Raw genomic sequence first — 16,012 nt, 5'->3', positions numbered from 1 at the left:
TTAGTCGTCGGAGCCGCGCAGGCTCGGGCCTTGCCCCGAGCCGCCACCGTCGCCACCGCGCAGCGTGTGCGCGGCGGTGGTCGCGGCGTGGGTGAGTTGCTGGCGGCGATGCAGCCGCTTGGCCCAGGCGGGTTGTTCCGGCTTCTGTGCAGCGGCGCCGCCTGCGGGGGCTTCTCCTGCGGAGGCTTGGCCGGTTGACGCGCCAGCGTCGGCCGTCGTGCCATTCCAGCCAGCACGGAACGGAGCGGCCATCCGCTGCCCGGCAGCGGAAGCACGGGACGCTGCGGCGCGTCCGGCGGACTGCGCGCCGGTCTTGGCGACGTTGCCCAGGCCCGCCATCGCGCCCTTTGCGGCGCCGCCAGCGGCGGCGGAACCGGCCTGAAACGTCGACTTCGCACTGCTGGCCGCCGACGTTGCGGCGCGCGCACCGCTACCGGCCAGCTTTGCGGCAGCCGGGGCCATGCGCGCGCCAGCAGCCACGGCGCCACCCACGCCCGTCGCGGCGGCACCGATGACAACGGCCGTGCCGGCAGCGCCGACAGCAGCACCAGCCATCGCGCCCGCGCCGAGCTGCGGCGCACCGGACACAAGGCCGGTGGCGATGCCGGGGCCAAAGATCCCGAGCGCCAGCAAGGTGAGCGAGGCCAGCATGATGACCAGCGCGTGGTCGATAGACGGCTCGGCAGGATGGACTTGGAACTGAGCGAACAAGCCCGAGCCGATACCGACGATCACGGCCAGTACCAGAACCTTGACGCCGGAGGCCACCACGTTGCCCAAGACCTTTTCGGCGAGGAACGCGGTCTTGTTCCAGAGCGCGAACGGCACCAGCACGAATCCGGCGAGCGTGGTCAGCTTGAACTCGATCAGCGTGATGAAAAGCTGGATTGCCAGCACGAAGAAGCACAGCACCACGACCAGCCAGGCGAGGAACATCACCACGATGGGGTCGAGGTTCACGAACACTTCGGGAAAGCCTGCCATCTCGCCGATCTGCTCCAGAATCGGCGCCCCGGCGTCGATGCCGGTTTTCGCCAGCCGGCCCGGCTGCAAGAAGTTCTCCATCGTGATGGCCGAGCCGGTGGCGGTGATGCCCAATCCCGCAAACGAGCGGAACACGATGCTGGCCAGCCAGTTGAAGTTGTTGATGATGTAGGCGAAGGCACCGACGTAGAGCACCTTGCGCAGCAGCTTGGCGATCACGTCCTCGCCTTGGCCGGTAGCGTGGCTCATGGCCCAATACAGGCCGGCGATCGTCATGTCGATGACGATCAACGTGGCTGTGAGGAACGCCACTTCGCCCCGCAGCAGTCCGAAACCCGAGTCGATGTAGGCGGCGAATGTGGCGAGGAATTGGTCGATGATGGTCACGTCATTCATGGCGTGTCCTCCGGTTCGGCGGGAACGGCCGGTGCCGTGCCATCGGCCGGTTCCTCGAAGCTCGGCGGGATCGGCGGCAGGTCGGCCAGCGTCTGGTATTCATCCGGCCCGGCCTCGCCGGAAAAGAAGCGCCGCCGGAAGGCTTCGGCGGCGGCGCGGCAAGCGTCCTCGCCCGTGGCCTGCCGGTCAGCCGCGCATTGCGCGCGCAATGCCTTGAGCCGCACGGGATCGGCGGCCAAGGCATCGGCAAGGTTGTCGGCCGGCTGCTCGCCGCAGGCGGCCAGCAGCGCAGCAAGCACCACAACAGACGGGGCGAGGACGCATCGCATGGCGGCCTCCCGTCAGTCGCCGTAGAAATCCACGCGCTGCGGCGTGTACGGGGTGCCGTCGCCCATGAAACGCCGGCGTACCTCGCGGGCGCGCTCGGTGGCTGCCGCCTGCCGCGCCAGTTCCAGCGAAGCGGCCCGGTCTTGCGTGATCTGGAGCCGCTGCGACTGGATCGACTGCTTGGCCTGCAAGGCCAGCAACTGGTTCATGGCCTGCATCGCCTGCAGCGCGCCTTCGGCCGACTGGCTCCTGCCCACGAGGTCGGCCAGCACGCTTTCGTCTTCCCCCAGGTTCTGCGACACCTGGGCCTGCATCTGCATGGTGGTCTGCAAGCCGTTGAGCGTGTTCTTCCAACGCTCCTGCGCATCGCGGACCATCTGGTCGCCGGTCACGGTGGCGGCGTACTGCTCCGGATACAGGCGCTGGAACTCCCGATCCAGGTTCGTTACGTCGTAGGCCAAGCCCCTGGCCTGGGCGATCAGCCGCTCGGTCGTCGCCAGATTGGCGCGCAACTGGCCGACCACGCTGGACGGCAGGCTGGCGAGGTTGCGCGCCTGATTCATCAGCATCTGCGCCTCGTTCTGGAGCTGGCGAATCTGGTTGTTGATCTGCTCCAGCGTGCGGATCGCGGTCAGCGTGTTCTGCACATAGTTGGTCGGATCAAAGACGATGCGCCAGGCCAACGCTGGTGACGAGGTCAACAGCGAGAGCGACAACGCGGCGGCGAGCGAAATGGAAAGCGCATGGGTCTTCATGGCTGGTTCTCCTGTGGGTGGTCAGCGGTACGAGAGGAACCCGGCGCAAGTCCGGGGAGTGAGGGCAGCAGGTCGGCCGCCCAATCGAGCCTGCGATGGCGCAGCCAGGCGCCCGCGAAGCCGGTCACGCCGGCATCCAGCAACACGCGATCCATGTCGCGCTGGTCCTGCGGCGTGGAAGCGCCCGCAAAGGCCAGCGTGGCCGGCCCCAGGTCGAGGTCGAACAGGCGATTGCCGAGGCGGGACTGGTAGTAGTAGTCGCGCTTGGGCTGCGCGGTCGCCACGATCTCGATCTGGCGCGAGTTCAACCCGAAGCCCTCGTAGATCGTGCGAATCTGCGGCTCGGTGGCCTGCGGGTTGGGCAGGAAAATGCGGCTGGCGCAGCTTTCGATGATCGCGGGCGCAATGCTCGAATCCTTGATGTCGGCAAGGCTCTGCGTAGCGAAGATCACCGACACGTTCTTCTTGCGCAGCGTCTTGAGCCACTGCCGGATGCGTGCCGCGAATACCAGGTCATCGAGAAACAGCCACGCCTCATCGAGCATCAGCAGCGTGGGCGCACCGTCGAAGCGTTCGTCGAAGCGCGCGAACAGATAGCCCAGCACGGCCATGACGGCGGCCTTGCTGTGCATCAGTTCCTCCATCTCGAAGCACTGCACGTCGGCCATGCCCAGCTGGTCATGGTCGGCGTCCAGAAGCCTGCCGTGGGCGCCACCGAGCACATAGGGCGCGAGGGCCTGGCGCAGCGCGTTCGATTGCAGCAGCACGGAAAGCCCGGTCACGGTGCGCTGCTCCAGCGGCGCACCGGCGAGGCTTCCCAGCGCCGACCAGATTGCGACCTTCTCATCGGGGCCGACCGCCACGCCTTCATGTAGTAGTCTGCCTTCGATCCATTCAGCGGCCCAGGTGCGGTAGCCCTCGCGGTCGATGCGCGCGAGCGGCTGGAAGGCAATTTCGCCATCGGCACCCAGGTCGTAGTGCTCGCCGCCCAGCCCGAGGATGGTGGCGCGCATGGAGCGGCCCATGTCGAAGGCAAAGATGCGCGAGCCGGAGTAGCGCCGGAACTGCATAGCCAGCATGGCGAGCAAGACGGACTTGCCCATGCCCGTCGGGCCAGCGACCAGCGTGTGGCCCACGTCGCCGATGTGCGTGACCAGCCGGAACGGCGTCGCGCCGTCGGTGCGCGTGACGATCAGCGGCGGGCCATCGAGGTGCGCGTTCTTCTCCGGCCCGGCCCACACCGCCGACACCGGCATCATGTGCGCCAGGTTCAGCGTCGAGACGATGGGCTGGCGCACATTGGCGTAGGCGTTGCCAGGGATCGAAGACAGCCAAGCATCGACCGCGTTCAGGGTTTCGGGAATCGTCACAAAGCCCCGGCCCTGGATGACGCGCTCTACCATGCGCAGCTTCTCGTCGGCCACGGCCGGATCGGCATCGAGCACCGTCACCGTGGCGGTGAGGTAACCGAAGGCGACTTGATCGCCGCCCAGCTCCTGCAAGGCGGCATCGGCGTCGGCCGCCTTGTTGCTGGCGTCGGTATCGACCAGCGGCGATTCCTGCTGGAAGATGGTCTCGCGCAGCAGCGCCATCACGTTTTTGCGCTTGGCAAACCATTGGCGGCGCAGGCGGGTGAGTTCGTTTTCCGCCTCGGCTTTGTCCAGGCAGAGAAAGCGCGTACTCCAGCGATAGGCAAAGCCCAGGCGGTTGAGTTCGCCCAGAATCCCCGGCCAGGTCGAGGTCGGAAAACCCCGCACCGACACCACGCGCAGGTGCTGCTCGCCCAGCATGGGAGCCAAGCCACCGACCAGTGCGGAATCGGCCAGCAGCGCGTCGATGTGAAACGGCACTTCGGGCACCGCCACTCGATAGCGCCGCGTCGAGATGGTCGCGTGCAGGTAGGTCAGCGTCTGCCCGTCATCGATCCAGGCTATCTCCGGCATCACGCCATCGAGCAGGTCAAAGACGCGATCCGTTTCCGCCACGAAGGCCGTCAGGCGCTCGCGCCAGTCCACGCCTTCGGTGGGACGGTTCTCGTACAGCATCCCCTCCGCGCGGGCGCGTGATTCCTCGGGCGGCAGGTACGCCAGTGTCAGGTGATAACCGCTCTCGAAGTGGTTGCCCGATTCCTCGAAGGTGGCCCGGCGTTCCTCGTCCACCAGCCACGACAAAGGCTCGGGGAACTCCGAGTGCGGATAGTTGGCGGCGGGCCGGCGCTCGGCCTCGATGAAGAGCGCCCAGCCCGAGCCGAGCCGGCGCAGCGCGTTGTTCAAGCGCGCCGACGTGGCGATCAGCTCGCCCTGCGTCGCGCTGTCGAGGTCAGGCCCACGAAAGCGCGCCGTGCGCTGGAAACTGCCATCCTTGTTCAAGACGACGCCCGGCGCGACCAGCCCGGCCCACGGAAGCCAGTCGGCGAGCAGGGCCGGACGCTGTCGATATTCGGCGAGGTTCAGCATGGCATTCCCCTCACACGTCCAGCAGCGGCTTGTGCTTGATGTGCCGCGCAAAGACCTGCATGAACTGCGGATCGACGCGCGCACCCCAGACCGCCAGCGAATGGCCGACGATCCAGAGCACCACGCCGGGAATCCACAGTTGCAGGCCCAGCCCCACGGTGGCCGCGAGCGTGCCGTTCGCAATTGCGACCGTGCGCGGCGCCCCGCCCAGCAGAATCGGCTCGGTCAGTGAGCGACGCAGCGGCACCTCGAAACCGGCCGCGAAAGTGTCCGGGGCACTCATACGACGGCCCCGCCCGAGAAGCTGAAGAACGACAGGAAGAAGCTTGAAGCCGCGAAAGCGATGGACAAGCCAAAGACGATCTGGATCAGCTTGCGGAAGCCGCCCGACGTATCTCCAAAGGCCAGCGCCAAGCCCGTGGCGATGATGATGATGACCGCGACGATGCGCGCCACCGGTCCCTGGATGGATTCGAGGATGGATTGCAGCGGGCCTTCCCACGGCATCGAGGAACCGGCGGCCTGGGCGGTGCCGGCCAGGAACAGCAGCAGCGCGGCCAGCAGCAGCCCTTGCCCCGCAGGGGGAGCCAGGCTGCGTAGCCGCGTGAATCGGGACAGGTGGAAAAGCGGACTTACGGAAATACGGAAAGCATCAACATGCGTCATGGCAGTTCTCCAGAGGGATTGAGGGACGGGATGGGGAAGTCGCCGCAGCGGGCGCGGCATCGGAAACGGGCGGTAGCTCGGGAAACGGCGTGTCCATCGCGTCCGCCAAACCGTCCACCAATCGGTAGCCCACGCCGTCGAAGCCGACGACGCGGGCGATGCTCTCGATGCGGCGCTTGCGCCCGCGCCCGGCAATGTGGATCACCACGTTGACCGCCTCGGCGATCAGCGCACGCGGCGGGTTCGCGGCCACTTCGAGAATCAGTTGCTCCAGGCGCAGCAGCGCGCCCAAGGCGGAGCCGGCATGGATCGTGGCGATACCGCCGGGGTGACCCGTGCCCCAGACCTTGATGAGATCCAGCGCCTCGGGGCCGCGCACCTCGCCCACCACGACGCGATCCGGGCGCAGGCGCATCGAGGAACGCACCAGATCGGTCATGGACACCACGCCCTGGCGCGTGCGCAGCGGCACGTGGTGCCGTTTCCTGCCGCGACACCATGAGGTGCCCGAGCCATGGCGCGAGCCGATGGCCGGCGTAGTTGCGCTGCGCGCGCAGCTCGGTGGCCGTTCCCAGGGTTTCGGAAATACGCTTGGCCGTGCGTTCGTCGTTGGTTGCGAACGTCACTCGGACATGGCAGTTGTCGAGGATGGAATGGTTTTGGCCGTAGGCTTTGTCAATCTGGTTGAGTGATTGCGCGATGAGAAAGCTGCGGATGCCGTAGCCCGCCATGAAGGCCAGCGCCGTCTCGAAGAAGTCCAGGCGCCCCAGCGCCGGGAACTCATCCAGCATCAGCAGCAGCTTGTGGCGGCGTTCGATGCCATCCGACCCGTCGAGCGATTCGGTCAGCCGTCGGCCGATCTGGTTGAGGATCAGGCGGATCAGCGGCTTGGTGCGGCTAATGTCCGAAGGCGGCACCACGAGGTACAGCGATACCGGATGCTCGGCAGCGATCAGGTCGGCGATGCGCCAGTCGCAGCGCGAGGTGACTTCGGCCACCGTGGGGTCACGGTAAAGGCCAAGGAACGACATGGCCGTGGAGAGAACGCCAGACCGTTCGTTGTCGCTCTTGTTGAGCACTTCGCGCGCCGCTGATGCAACCACGGGATGCGGGCCATCGCCCAGGTGCGGCGTGGTCATCATCCGGTGCAAGGTCAGCTCGAATGGGCACGCCGGGTCACTGAGGAAGTTCGCCACACCTCGTAGCGTCTTGTCTTCGCCCGCGTACAGCACATGCAGGATCGCGCCGACCAGCAGCGCATGCGAAGTCTTTTCCCAATGGTTGCGCTTCTCCAGCGCACCTTCGGGGTCAACCAGAATGTCCGCGATGTTCTGCACGTCGCGCACCTCATTCGCGCCGCGACGTACCTCCAGTAGCGGGTTGTAGGCTGCTGACGTTGCATCAGTGGGGTTGAACAACAGACAGTGCGAGAAGCGCGAGCGCCAACCTGCGGTGATCTGCCAGTTCTCGCCCTTGATGTCGTGGATGACGGCCGACGTGGGCCACGAAAGCAGCGTGGGAACGACCAGCCCGACGCCTTTGCCCGAGCGCGTGGGCGCGAAGGTCAGGACGTGTTCCGGACCTTCGTGGCGCAGGTATTGGCGATCATGCTGGCCGAGGAACACGCCGGTCGGCTGCGTGAGGCCGGCCTTGCGAATATCCTGCGCATTCGCCCAGCGTGCCGTACCGTAGGTCGTGACCAGGCGCGACTGCCGCGAGCGCCAGATTGACATGCCGATAGCGACCAGCACGGCCACCAGGCCGCTGCCGCCCGCGATGGCCCCGCCCGTGTCAAAGACGCGGGGTGCGTAGGCATCGAAGAAGAACCACCACTCGAACAGCTTCCAGGGGTGGTAGATCGGTGTGCCGAGAAGATCGAACCAGGGCGAGCCAAGGCGTAGCTGATAGCCAAGGGCTGCTGCTGTCCATTGTGTGGCGCTCCACACTCCGGCGATCACGATGCCGAATACCACGGCGATCTGACCGAACAGCACGTTCGTCCCTTGCATGACCTAGCCTCCGATTTCTTCTGCGCTGATTCCTAATGGAAGAAGCGGCACAAGGACGTGCCGCAGGCGTCAGGATCGGTGCCGGGTCAGTGTCGGTCAAAGGCCGTTATGGCGGGGATTGAGACTGAAAGAGCCAGAGTTCTCGCTGTAGCGAAGACAATAAAAACGCCGCAGTCACAAGCGCGTTGCAGCGTGGCCGGATAACAGGCGGAACTGCCTTGCATCGAAGCGAGTGCGCGGGTACCTACCTAGATTTCTGCTCCGGCCGATCACCGTAGAAACGCCGTTTGGCGGCTTCTGCGGCGCGTCGGCAGAGTTCATCATCGACCTTCGCGCGGTCTTCCTTGCACAGCTGTTGAATCTCCTTGATGCGCTCGGGATTGGCTGCGAGTGCATCCACCGTTTCCGAAGGTTGAGAAGGGCCACATGCAGTCAGTGTGGCGGCCAGCATCAGCAGCATCACCTTGCTCATGGTTTCAGTCCTTTCATCGGGTGGGTCGGGAATTTTTGGCGGTGCTCAGATAATTTTCCGAGTCAATGAAGGCCACTCGTTCGATGAACCGTGCCAACATTTCTGGAACCTCCGCATCACGACGCAGCAGATAGGTCGTCAGCATCGGTGGTTTACCCGCCAAAGGCCGAGCCACGACACCGAGCTCGCGGCTGGAGCCGATGTGCGCCGCACCAGCCAGGCCCAATGCCAATCCGGCGGAAACCAAGGTCATCATGAGGTCAAAGGTGGCAACATGCTGAACAATCAGCGGCTCCTGCTCGTGCCTGCGCAGGATGCGATCGACCTGGCGCGCATGGCCTTCGCATATCGCCGGATCGCCCAACACCAGCGGATAGTGCAGCACTTCCTCCAGCGGAACCTGCTTGAAGGCAAGCACGGGATGGCGGGCAGGTACTGCCACCATCAATTCGTCCTCCCAGGCAGATGTGACCACGATGCCATCGCCCACGTAGTCGGCCATCGAAAATCCTGCGTCGTATAGCTCATCGTGCAGGCCCTTGATTTGCTGGGCCATCGAAACCTCGAACAACCGAACCTCGACTTCGGGGTCTTCTTCGCGGCACTGCGCAAGTAGCGCCGGTAAACGTGATGGCGTGATGCCATCGGACAAGGCAATGCGCAATTGCCCGTGATAGCCATTGGAGGCAGACCTGACGCTATCGCGTGCTTGCTCCAGCGCAGCGAAGATGCGCGGTACGTGCTCCAACAGCAATCGACCCGCACGGGTCAATTGCGTGCTGCGGGTAGTACGAACGAACAGGCGCGCACCAAGGTCTTCCTCCAGCTCCTTGATGGTGCGAGATAGCGGCGATTGGTCGATGTGTAACCGTTCAGCAGCCCGAGCAAAATGAAGCTCTTCCGCGACCGCGGTAAAACATCGAAGGTGGCGTAACTCCACTTCTGCCCTTCCTAGCGTGTCAGATCGTCCACGTCCCGTGGGATGCAGCCGGATGCTCCACGCATGTGAGAACACCAAGAACGCTGTCCTTCCAAACCGAAAATGTCCAAGGTGCGATGCAAGTGATCCAGCCAAGACTGCATAGTGAGTGATATGTTACTTACTATGCTTTGAAAAATCAATGGCTAAATTCACCGTTGGACTGGGCAGCTCCCTCCCCGGACGGAAGACGAATCAGCGGCTGTCAACCAATGCTTGGAAATATCTTCGCGCAGGATTCGCCGGATTTCGACGATGGATTCGGCGGTTTCCTGCACGCTGTGTCCGGACACGATGATTTTTTCCGACTCGGCGCCATCCAGATGGGCGCTTCGATAGGGAACCAAGCCATCGTCCGAGTCAGCAAGAGGGCCGTTAGCCTGCCGCCTCGCAACGATCGAGTGATAAGCCACCTGATCCGAGATTGAAAGCTCGCTCGTAGCTTTGACGAAGGGGTCGTTTTCGTCGAGTTGGTCAATGCTGTTGGGGATGTTCTGCAAGATCGTGGCGTGTGCCGTGGTCTCCGCGCGCGCCGGGAAGGCGTCGCCGAGGGTTGACAGCAGCGTCAATGGCAAGCGGATCAATCCGGCAACCCAACGCCCAAGTCCTTGTCCGGCAACCACGGTTCCACGGTGCGGTGTGGCAACGAATACCACGCGATCAACACCTGGAAATGGCTGAAAGCGCAAAAGAGGGTCAAGTTGAGAGCGGGTGCTCCCAAGACGATCCAGATCGATCCTGGGGTCCGATGCGGCCCACTTCCACAGTTGCTGGTCAGCCGTGGAGACCATCAGCCGCGCCAGCATTCCTCCCATGCTGTGTCCAATCAACACCAGCCCGTGGGAAGCCAAGGTTTCCTGATCAGGGTCGAAGTGATGCAAAGCGGCCGCCAGAACTTGGCGGATTGCTGCATGACTGGCTGGTACAGGCATATTCGTGGGGTAATAGACCTCCCACACTTGGAATTCGCATCGCAGCTTTTCATCGGCCAGAAGCTCATTGGCAACGTTGACCCATGCTTCGGGGCTGCTCGCCAATCCATGCATCATCACGATGATGCGCCGCCGCGGGTCGAACGGCTGCATCAGATACAGATGCGGGTGATCGATGCCACGCTCACGCCCAAACAACCCTCGCACGGATTGCTGGTTGAACCCCGAACGCGCCAACCACAGGCCGTAGCCAGCCGTGAAGTTACCAGCCAGCGGAACGCGTTGGCCGTGGAGTTGCAAATAGTCCTGTACCAGGGGGTCATACACACCGACGATGAGTTCATGCGAGGCAAGCAGCTCATCGACGGTGAGTGCATCAAAGCGAAGCACTACCGTCACGTTGGGCGTTGGCATTTCGCTCCAGGCGGGAAATGTCCTCGGGCGCTCGTTGCCGGCGGGAGACCCGTCTGAGTCGTTCAGTGATATTGGCTCTGCATCCGTTACGGCCACCAATTCGGCACCCAAGCCATCCCTGCGATAGATGCCGCGCAGGCCTTGGAATGCCAGAGCGTTCGCAGGCAGCAACTCGCGTGGCGTGGTCGCATCATTGGGCAGCCGGGCGTTCAAGTCGACTCGCAAAACCCAGTTACCCAAGCGGAATGCCGCGTTGGCTCCGCCAGCATGCGCACGAAGTGCTTGGTGCTGTAGGCCAAACAATTGCGTGACCGTTTTTTGCACCGCATAGTTGTACCAATCGCGCACCTGCGTCTGCCGCTCCTCAAACGCGCGCTCGCCGGGCGAGCGCCCGGTGAAAAAGAGATACGCGTAAGCGTGCCGAGCTGTCTCGATCCAAGCGGAAGTAGAAGCGGTGCGACTGTTTGAGACTGTTGTCGAGATCGACATGGCATGCTGCAGCCATAGTTCAGCCAGTGCCGACAACCTGGTTTCTCCGTCCAAGTCCTTCATCATGGTCAACGACTCGATACAAGTGAGCGATGCGTTCGCTGCGCAGGCCCATTCATCGAGCCCGGTAACACGGATCGTCTGCACGGTCAGTGCACTGAGTTTGCCTTTGCCGAGGAGATCGCCGCGTCGTAGGGCGACGTATTCATCCGGCGTCATCGCGCGTACAGCGACAGAAGGTTTGAATTCACTGACAACCGCGCAACCACCGAGCGCAAACGCGGCAGCGATCACGATCAACCATCGCCAGAAAAATACAAGGATCACGTGGATCACGATCGGGAGCTGCGTACCAGCATCGCAGAATCAACACCTGAAGCGAGCGCGACATTACCCGTGAAATTGCATTTCATACGCGGTTCTCTTTGCCCTAAACAAGAGCACGCTGACTATGCGCCAAGATCAGCGCAATGGCGCATGAGGCTATTCGCGTGCGGCGCGAGTCCGAGCGACTGGTGAGCACAATCGGCACACGCGCGCCCATCACGATCCCCGCACTGTCGGCTTGGCCCATATATTCCAGTTGCTTGGCCAGCATGTTTCCGCTTTCCAGGTCGGGAACGACCAGGATATCGGCTTGCCCGGCCACGGTGGACTTGATGCCCTTGACGCGCGCGGCATCGGAAGAGACGGCGTTATCAAAGGCCAGCGGCCCGTCGAGCACACCTCCGGTAATCTGGCCGCGATCGGCCATCTTGCACAGTGCCGCTGCGTCTAGGGTCGAAAGCATGCGCGGGTTGACGGTCTCGACCGCCGCCAGGATCGCTACCTTGGGCTCGGCAATGCCGATGGCGTGCGCCAAGTCGATGGCGTTGCGCACGATGTCGGCCTTGATTTCGAGCGTTGGAGCGATGTTGATGGCGGCGTCGGTGATGATGAAGGGCCGTGGGTAGCTGGCCGTCTGCATGATGTAGCAGTGCGTCAATCGGCGCTCGGTGCGCAGGCAGGCTTCGGGCGCCAGGATGGCACCCAGGTACTCGTCGCTGTGCAAGCTGCCTTTCATCAGTGCCTGCACCTCGCCCTTGCCAGCCAGCCGGGCGGCGATGGCCGCTGCAGCGTGGCTGTGCGGCACATCGACGACCTCGCTGTCTCCCAGTTCCAACCCCGTGTCGGTCGCAACGGCACGCAGCTTGGCGAGCGGCGCCACCAATACTGGCGTGATGACGCCAGCATCGCGCGCGTCCAAGGCACCGCCCAAGCTGAGCGCGTCACAAGGGTGCACCACCGCGGTGCGAACCGGGGCCAAGGTTTTGACATGGGCGATAAGACGCTCGACACCACTTGGAGGATCGGCGCGAACGCCCTCAGGGGCTTGTTCATTCATGTGGTTTTTTTAGCTTGTTTGCGCGAGTTGGATGCCGGCGTTGCGTACCGGCGTTGTCGCTGGCCTCGACTGGCGTCCGTGCGGCTGAGCGTGTCTGGTCACCATCTCGGCTCGACTGGCGCACCAGCATTACCGGAACTGGTGCGATGCGCGCCACTTGCTCTGCATCGCTGCCCAGCAGCAGCCGGTTCATGCCGCGACGCCCATGGGTGCCCAGGATGACCAAGTCGCAATCGCTCACCTCGGCCTGCTGTGCGATCTGTTCCGACACGCGTGCGGTGCCGCTCTCAAGCAGCACCGTCTCTGTGGCAATTCCGTTCCGACGAAGCCGACTCGCAGCTTCATCCAGCAACGCCTGGCCGGCTTCGAGGAAGCGTGGGCGGACATCCTTGATGTAGACCTCGGGACGTTCGAAACCCGTGCTGTGGCGGGTTGGTTCGACGATATGCAGCAAGATCACGGTGGCGCCGCTCAGGCGTGCCAGTTCTGCCGCATGATCGAGCGCCAGGAAGGATGTGGGACTGCCGTCCAGCGGCACCAGAAATCGGGAATACATGGAACTCCTCCGGGAGGCGCTGACTGCCGCGCGGGAAACCGCCCGCAAGGGCTGCGGGCTCTCCCGACTCATGACATGTGCTGGCCACCGTTCATCGCCACGTTGCTGCCCGTCATGAAAGCAGCAGCGTCACTGGCGATGAAGGCCACCAGCGCCGCGATCTCATCCGGCTGGCCGAGGCGACCCACCGGAATCGCTTCGATGACCTTCTGGCGCACGTCCTCGCGCACCGCCATCACCATTTCGGTGGCCAGATAGCCCGGCGAGACGGTGTTGACCGTCACGCCCTTGCGTGCCACCTCCTGCGCCAGCGCCTTGGTGAAGCCATGCACGCCAGCCTTGGCCGCCGAGTAATTGGTCTGGCCGAACTGACCCTTGCTGCCGTTGATGGACGAGACGTTGACGATGCGCCCCCAGCCACGCTCCACCATCGGATCGATGAATGGCTTGGTGACATTGAACATGGAGTCCAGGTTGGTGCGCAGCACGGCGTCCCAGCCGGCCTTGTCCATCTTGCGCAGGGTCGCGTCGCGGGTGATGCCGGCGTTGTTCACCAGGATGTCAACGTGGTGGCCGTCCGCCTGAATCTGACGCGCCAAGGCCTGGGTCGATTCCCAGTCGCCGACATCGACGCCGTAGGCCGTGAACCGGTAGCCTTTGGTGTCCTGCGCGTCAAGCCAGGCGGCGACCTTCTCGTTGCCGGGCGTGTGCGTGATGATGACGCGGTGGCCCGCGTCGTCCAGCGCGCGGGCAATGGCCGCGCCAAGGCCGCGATTGCCGCCAGTGACCAGGGCGGTTCGTCCCGAACTGCTCATATGCGCCTCCTCACTTTTTGGCCTTGCCCTGAGGCGCGGCGCCTGGCGCAGTCCAGGGCTGCGTCCATTGCTGAAAAAACTGCGCGAAAGAGGCTGTGCCGCCGCTGGCGCCGAATACCTCGGAGACAGATGCCTGCCAGGTGGTCAGCGCTTCGCGCAGGCCATCGGCGAATGCCGCCTGGCTCTTGGCAGCAGCCCGGCCGACCGCCTGTGTGTCGCCCATACGGCCTTGGCACAGGCGCCAGAACACCTCGGACGGCAAGGTGGCAAGCGCCTGCCAGTCCGCTGCCTGTTGGAGGTTCTGGATGCGCGAGGTGGTCTCCAGCACGCCACCGGCACTGAGCTGCTGCATGGCTTCGAGCCAGTGGTGGCCGCTTTCTTGAAGCAAGCGGGTGATCTGAAGCTGCAACTCGGCATTGGCCTTGTAGAGTTGGATGGGCAGTTCGCTGTTCATGTCAATGCTCCACGGTCATGATGTGCCCCTCCGGGGCGGGTGTAGGCCATGGCTGCGCAACGGCCCGATGAAAGTTGAGGGTGTATTCTTGGCGGTGTTTTGTCCTGTCATCGCATGGCCACATAGGTTCCCGGCGCATCGCCAAGCGGTGCTTGCGTCCCGCCCATGGCAGGCGGCGCGACGCGCCCGGCAGAGCGCTGGGCCAGCCATTGCTGCCATGCCGGCCACCAGGAGCCTTCGTTCATCGGGGTCTCGGCACGCCACAGTTGCGGATCGATATAGCGATCGCCGGCCGCACGGGTCGCAATCTGGAAGCTGCGCCGGGGGTGTCCCGGCTCGCTGACGACGCCGGCGTTGTGCCCCCCGCTGGTGAGAACAAAGGTCAGTTCCGCATCGCTGAGCAGGTGCATCTTGTACACGGACGGCCAGGGGGCGACGTGATCGCGCACCGTGCCGACGATGAACATGGGCACCTCGATGTCGGCCAGCGCCACGGGTCTCCCGCCGACGCGGTAGCGCCCCTCGGCCAGGTCGTTGTCCAGATACAGGCGCCGCAGGTACTCGCTGTGCATGCGGTACGGCATGCGGGTCACGTCGGCATTCCAGGCCATCAGGTCATTGAAGGTCTGACGCTCACCCAACAGGTATTCGCGCACCCGTCGCGACCAGATCAGGTCGCGTGAGTTGAGCATCTGGAACGCGCCAGCCATCTGCTTGCCGTCGAGATAGCCCTTGTCCCACATGCCGGCTTCCAGCCATGCCAGTTGACTGTCGTCGATGAAAAGCGCGATCTCGCCCGACTCGCGGAAATCAGTCTCCGATGCCAGCAGCGTCAGGCTTTGCAGACGCTCGTCGCCATCGCGCGCCATCGCGGCGGCGGCGATCGCGAGCAAGGTGCCGCCCAGGCAATAGCCGACCGCCTGCACCTTGCGTTCGGGCACGATGGCCGTGACCGCATCCAATGCGTCCATGACCCCCAGCCAGCGGTAGTCCTCCAGGCCGAGGTCACGATCGGCCGCCGTCGGGTTCTTCCATGAAAGGATGAACACCGTGTGCCCCTGATCGACCAGGTACTTCACCATCGAGTTGTGCGGCGACAGGTCGAGGATGTAGTACTTCATGATCCAGGACGGCACGATCAGTACCGGCTCCGCATGCACATCCGGCGTCGTGGGTGAGTACTGGATCAACTCGATCAGGTGGTTTCGAAACACCACCTTGCCTGGGGTGACCGCCACGTCCTTGCCGACCTCGAACCCTTCGACCCCTGCAGGCGCATCGTCGAGCGCGAGGCGCCTTGCATCTTCCAGAAAGTTCATGGCGCCGCGCCACAGGTTTGCGCCCCCGCTTTGCGTGATGGCGTGCAGCACCTCGGGGTTGGTCCAGATGAAATTCGAAGGCGACCACATGTCCAGCCACTGCCGCCCGGCGAAAGTGACCATGTTCTCGTGATGGCGCGACACGCCACGCACGCCCGTGGTGGCGTTGTGCCACCACTGCTGCTGCAGCAAAAAGCCCTGGTGAATCACGTTGAAGGGCCACTGCTGCCAAGCCGGGGCGGCAAAGCGCCGATCCTGCTCCAGCGGTTCGATGCAGGTCGGGCAGTCGTGCGCACTGGCAACGCGCAAGGCATAGCGCGCAAGGCGCTGCTGCTTGTGCAAACCCTTTTCGATCAAGCTGCGTTGCTTGCCTGGTGAAAGGCTCAGGTGCAACGCCCAGTCGTACCAGGCCAGCAGGCCGGCCGCCGGTGACAGCCCACCCGTGCTGCGCGCCCGCCAGGCGTTCGCAAGCGTATCCAGGGTGTCAGGGCGACAGGCTTCGGGCTGCGCCAGATCGGCCTTGCCGTGTGTTGCGACGTTGCTCATCTCCAACCCTTCATTTAGCGAGTAACATATTACTATCTTATCGCTTACAGGAAAAGTTG

15 protein-coding genes and 1 pseudogene are annotated in these 16,012 nt (G+C 63.9%); all 16 read right to left on the bottom strand.

The genetic code is table 11. The features are described from left to right. Complete coding sequence (gene trbL / locus DTPSY_RS06625; RefSeq protein ID WP_015912947.1) at positions 1-1,380, bottom strand: P-type conjugative transfer protein TrbL; 1,380 nt, start codon at positions 1,378-1,380, stop codon at positions 1-3. Continuing rightward, positions 1,377-1,709 carry a hypothetical protein gene (locus DTPSY_RS06620; RefSeq protein ID WP_015912946.1) on the bottom strand — a complete coding sequence of 111 codons (333 nt, stop codon included), beginning with the start codon at positions 1,707-1,709 and terminating at the stop codon, positions 1,377-1,379. Before DTPSY_RS06620 ends, trbL begins: the two co-directional genes overlap by 4 nt. A 12-nt stretch (positions 1,710-1,721) precedes the next feature. Beyond that, positions 1,722-2,462 (bottom strand): P-type conjugative transfer protein TrbJ, encoded by a 741-nt coding sequence (gene trbJ, locus DTPSY_RS06615; RefSeq protein ID WP_015912945.1) that lies wholly within the window; start codon positions 2,460-2,462, stop codon positions 1,722-1,724. After that, a complete protein-coding gene (gene trbE, locus DTPSY_RS06610) occupies positions 2,459-4,918 on the bottom strand; it encodes a conjugal transfer protein TrbE (RefSeq protein WP_015912944.1) in 2,460 nt (819 codons plus the stop codon). The genes trbJ and trbE overlap by 4 nt, the downstream gene beginning before the upstream one ends. Positions 4,919-4,928: 10 nt before the next feature. Beyond that, entirely contained in the window at positions 4,929-5,201 is a 273-nt protein-coding gene (locus tag DTPSY_RS06605) for a VirB3 family type IV secretion system protein (RefSeq protein WP_015912943.1), read from the bottom strand. After that, positions 5,198-5,584, bottom strand: a complete 387-nt coding sequence (locus DTPSY_RS06600) for a TrbC/VirB2 family type IV secretion system protein (protein ID WP_015912942.1) — start codon at positions 5,582-5,584, stop codon at positions 5,198-5,200. The genes DTPSY_RS06605 and DTPSY_RS06600 overlap by 4 nt, the downstream gene beginning before the upstream one ends. Beyond that, complete coding sequence (locus DTPSY_RS06595) at positions 5,571-5,999, bottom strand: ATPase, T2SS/T4P/T4SS family (RefSeq protein WP_491066607.1); 429 nt, start codon at positions 5,997-5,999, stop codon at positions 5,571-5,573. Before DTPSY_RS06595 ends, DTPSY_RS06600 begins: the two co-directional genes overlap by 14 nt. A gap of 61 nt (positions 6,000-6,060) precedes the next feature. Then, positions 6,061-7,593 (bottom strand): annotated as a pseudogene (locus DTPSY_RS18000) (conjugal transfer protein TraG); the annotation flags it as partial. 244 nt (positions 7,594-7,837) lie between these two features. Continuing rightward, entirely contained in the window at positions 7,838-8,065 is a 228-nt protein-coding gene (locus DTPSY_RS06585; protein ID WP_015912940.1) for an EexN family lipoprotein, read from the bottom strand. Positions 8,066-8,078: 13 nt separating this feature from the next. Further along, positions 8,079-9,005 (bottom strand): LysR family transcriptional regulator, encoded by a 927-nt coding sequence (locus tag DTPSY_RS06580; protein WP_015912939.1) that lies wholly within the window; start codon positions 9,003-9,005, stop codon positions 8,079-8,081. Between the two features lie 191 nt (positions 9,006-9,196). Continuing rightward, positions 9,197-11,215 (bottom strand): esterase/lipase family protein, encoded by a 2,019-nt coding sequence (locus DTPSY_RS06575; protein ID WP_015912938.1) that lies wholly within the window; start codon positions 11,213-11,215, stop codon positions 9,197-9,199. A 94-nt stretch (positions 11,216-11,309) separates the two neighbouring features. Next, positions 11,310-12,263, bottom strand: coding sequence for a bifunctional enoyl-CoA hydratase/phosphate acetyltransferase (locus tag DTPSY_RS06570; protein WP_015912937.1), 954 nt, complete (start codon positions 12,261-12,263; stop codon positions 11,310-11,312). Then, on the bottom strand, positions 12,256-12,819 hold the full coding sequence (locus DTPSY_RS06565; RefSeq protein ID WP_015912936.1) for a universal stress protein: 564 nt from the start codon (positions 12,817-12,819) through the stop codon (positions 12,256-12,258). The genes DTPSY_RS06570 and DTPSY_RS06565 overlap by 8 nt, the downstream gene beginning before the upstream one ends. 68 nt (positions 12,820-12,887) lie before the next feature. Further along, a complete protein-coding gene (gene phbB, locus DTPSY_RS06560) occupies positions 12,888-13,634 on the bottom strand; it encodes an acetoacetyl-CoA reductase (protein ID WP_013519660.1) in 747 nt (248 codons plus the stop codon). Between the two features lie 10 nt (positions 13,635-13,644). Continuing rightward, on the bottom strand, positions 13,645-14,088 hold the full coding sequence (locus tag DTPSY_RS06555; RefSeq protein WP_013519661.1) for a hypothetical protein: 444 nt from the start codon (positions 14,086-14,088) through the stop codon (positions 13,645-13,647). Between the two features lie 107 nt (positions 14,089-14,195). Next, complete coding sequence (locus tag DTPSY_RS06550) at positions 14,196-15,953, bottom strand: PHA/PHB synthase family protein (RefSeq protein ID WP_015912935.1); 1,758 nt, start codon at positions 15,951-15,953, stop codon at positions 14,196-14,198. Positions 15,954-16,012: the final 59 nt, after the last annotated feature.

This window comes from [Acidovorax] ebreus TPSY (assembly GCF_000022305.1).
In the GTDB taxonomy this organism is placed as follows: domain Bacteria; phylum Pseudomonadota; class Gammaproteobacteria; order Burkholderiales; family Burkholderiaceae_C; genus Diaphorobacter; species Diaphorobacter nitroreducens.
This window is presented reverse-complemented; position numbering and strand designations above follow the sequence as displayed.

What these genes read in the sequence shown, in the direction of transcription:
- trbE (WP_015912944.1), bottom strand. Translation starts at nt 4,918, where the DNA reads ATGCTGAACCTCGCCGAATATCGACAGCGTCCGGCCCTGCTCGCCGAC.
- trbL (WP_015912947.1), bottom strand. Translation starts at nt 1,380, where the DNA reads ATGAATGACGTGACCATCATCGACCAATTCCTCGCCACATTCGCCGCC.
- DTPSY_RS06555 (WP_013519661.1), bottom strand. Translation starts at nt 14,088, where the DNA reads ATGAACAGCGAACTGCCCATCCAACTCTACAAGGCCAATGCCGAGTTG.
- DTPSY_RS06605 (WP_015912943.1), bottom strand. Translation starts at nt 5,201, where the DNA reads ATGAGTGCCCCGGACACTTTCGCGGCCGGTTTCGAGGTGCCGCTGCGT.
- trbJ (WP_015912945.1), bottom strand. Translation starts at nt 2,462, where the DNA reads ATGAAGACCCATGCGCTTTCCATTTCGCTCGCCGCCGCGTTGTCGCTC.
- DTPSY_RS06585 (WP_015912940.1), bottom strand. Translation starts at nt 8,065, where the DNA reads ATGAGCAAGGTGATGCTGCTGATGCTGGCCGCCACACTGACTGCATGT.
- DTPSY_RS06620 (WP_015912946.1), bottom strand. Translation starts at nt 1,709, where the DNA reads ATGCGATGCGTCCTCGCCCCGTCTGTTGTGGTGCTTGCTGCGCTGCTG.
- DTPSY_RS06565 (WP_015912936.1), bottom strand. Translation starts at nt 12,819, where the DNA reads ATGTATTCCCGATTTCTGGTGCCGCTGGACGGCAGTCCCACATCCTTC.
- DTPSY_RS06595 (WP_491066607.1), bottom strand. Translation starts at nt 5,999, where the DNA reads ATGCGCCTGCGCCCGGATCGCGTCGTGGTGGGCGAGGTGCGCGGCCCC.
- DTPSY_RS06550 (WP_015912935.1), bottom strand. Translation starts at nt 15,953, where the DNA reads ATGAGCAACGTCGCAACACACGGCAAGGCCGATCTGGCGCAGCCCGAA.
- DTPSY_RS06570 (WP_015912937.1), bottom strand. Translation starts at nt 12,263, where the DNA reads ATGAATGAACAAGCCCCTGAGGGCGTTCGCGCCGATCCTCCAAGTGGT.
- DTPSY_RS06600 (WP_015912942.1), bottom strand. Translation starts at nt 5,584, where the DNA reads ATGACGCATGTTGATGCTTTCCGTATTTCCGTAAGTCCGCTTTTCCAC.
- phbB (WP_013519660.1), bottom strand. Translation starts at nt 13,634, where the DNA reads ATGAGCAGTTCGGGACGAACCGCCCTGGTCACTGGCGGCAATCGCGGC.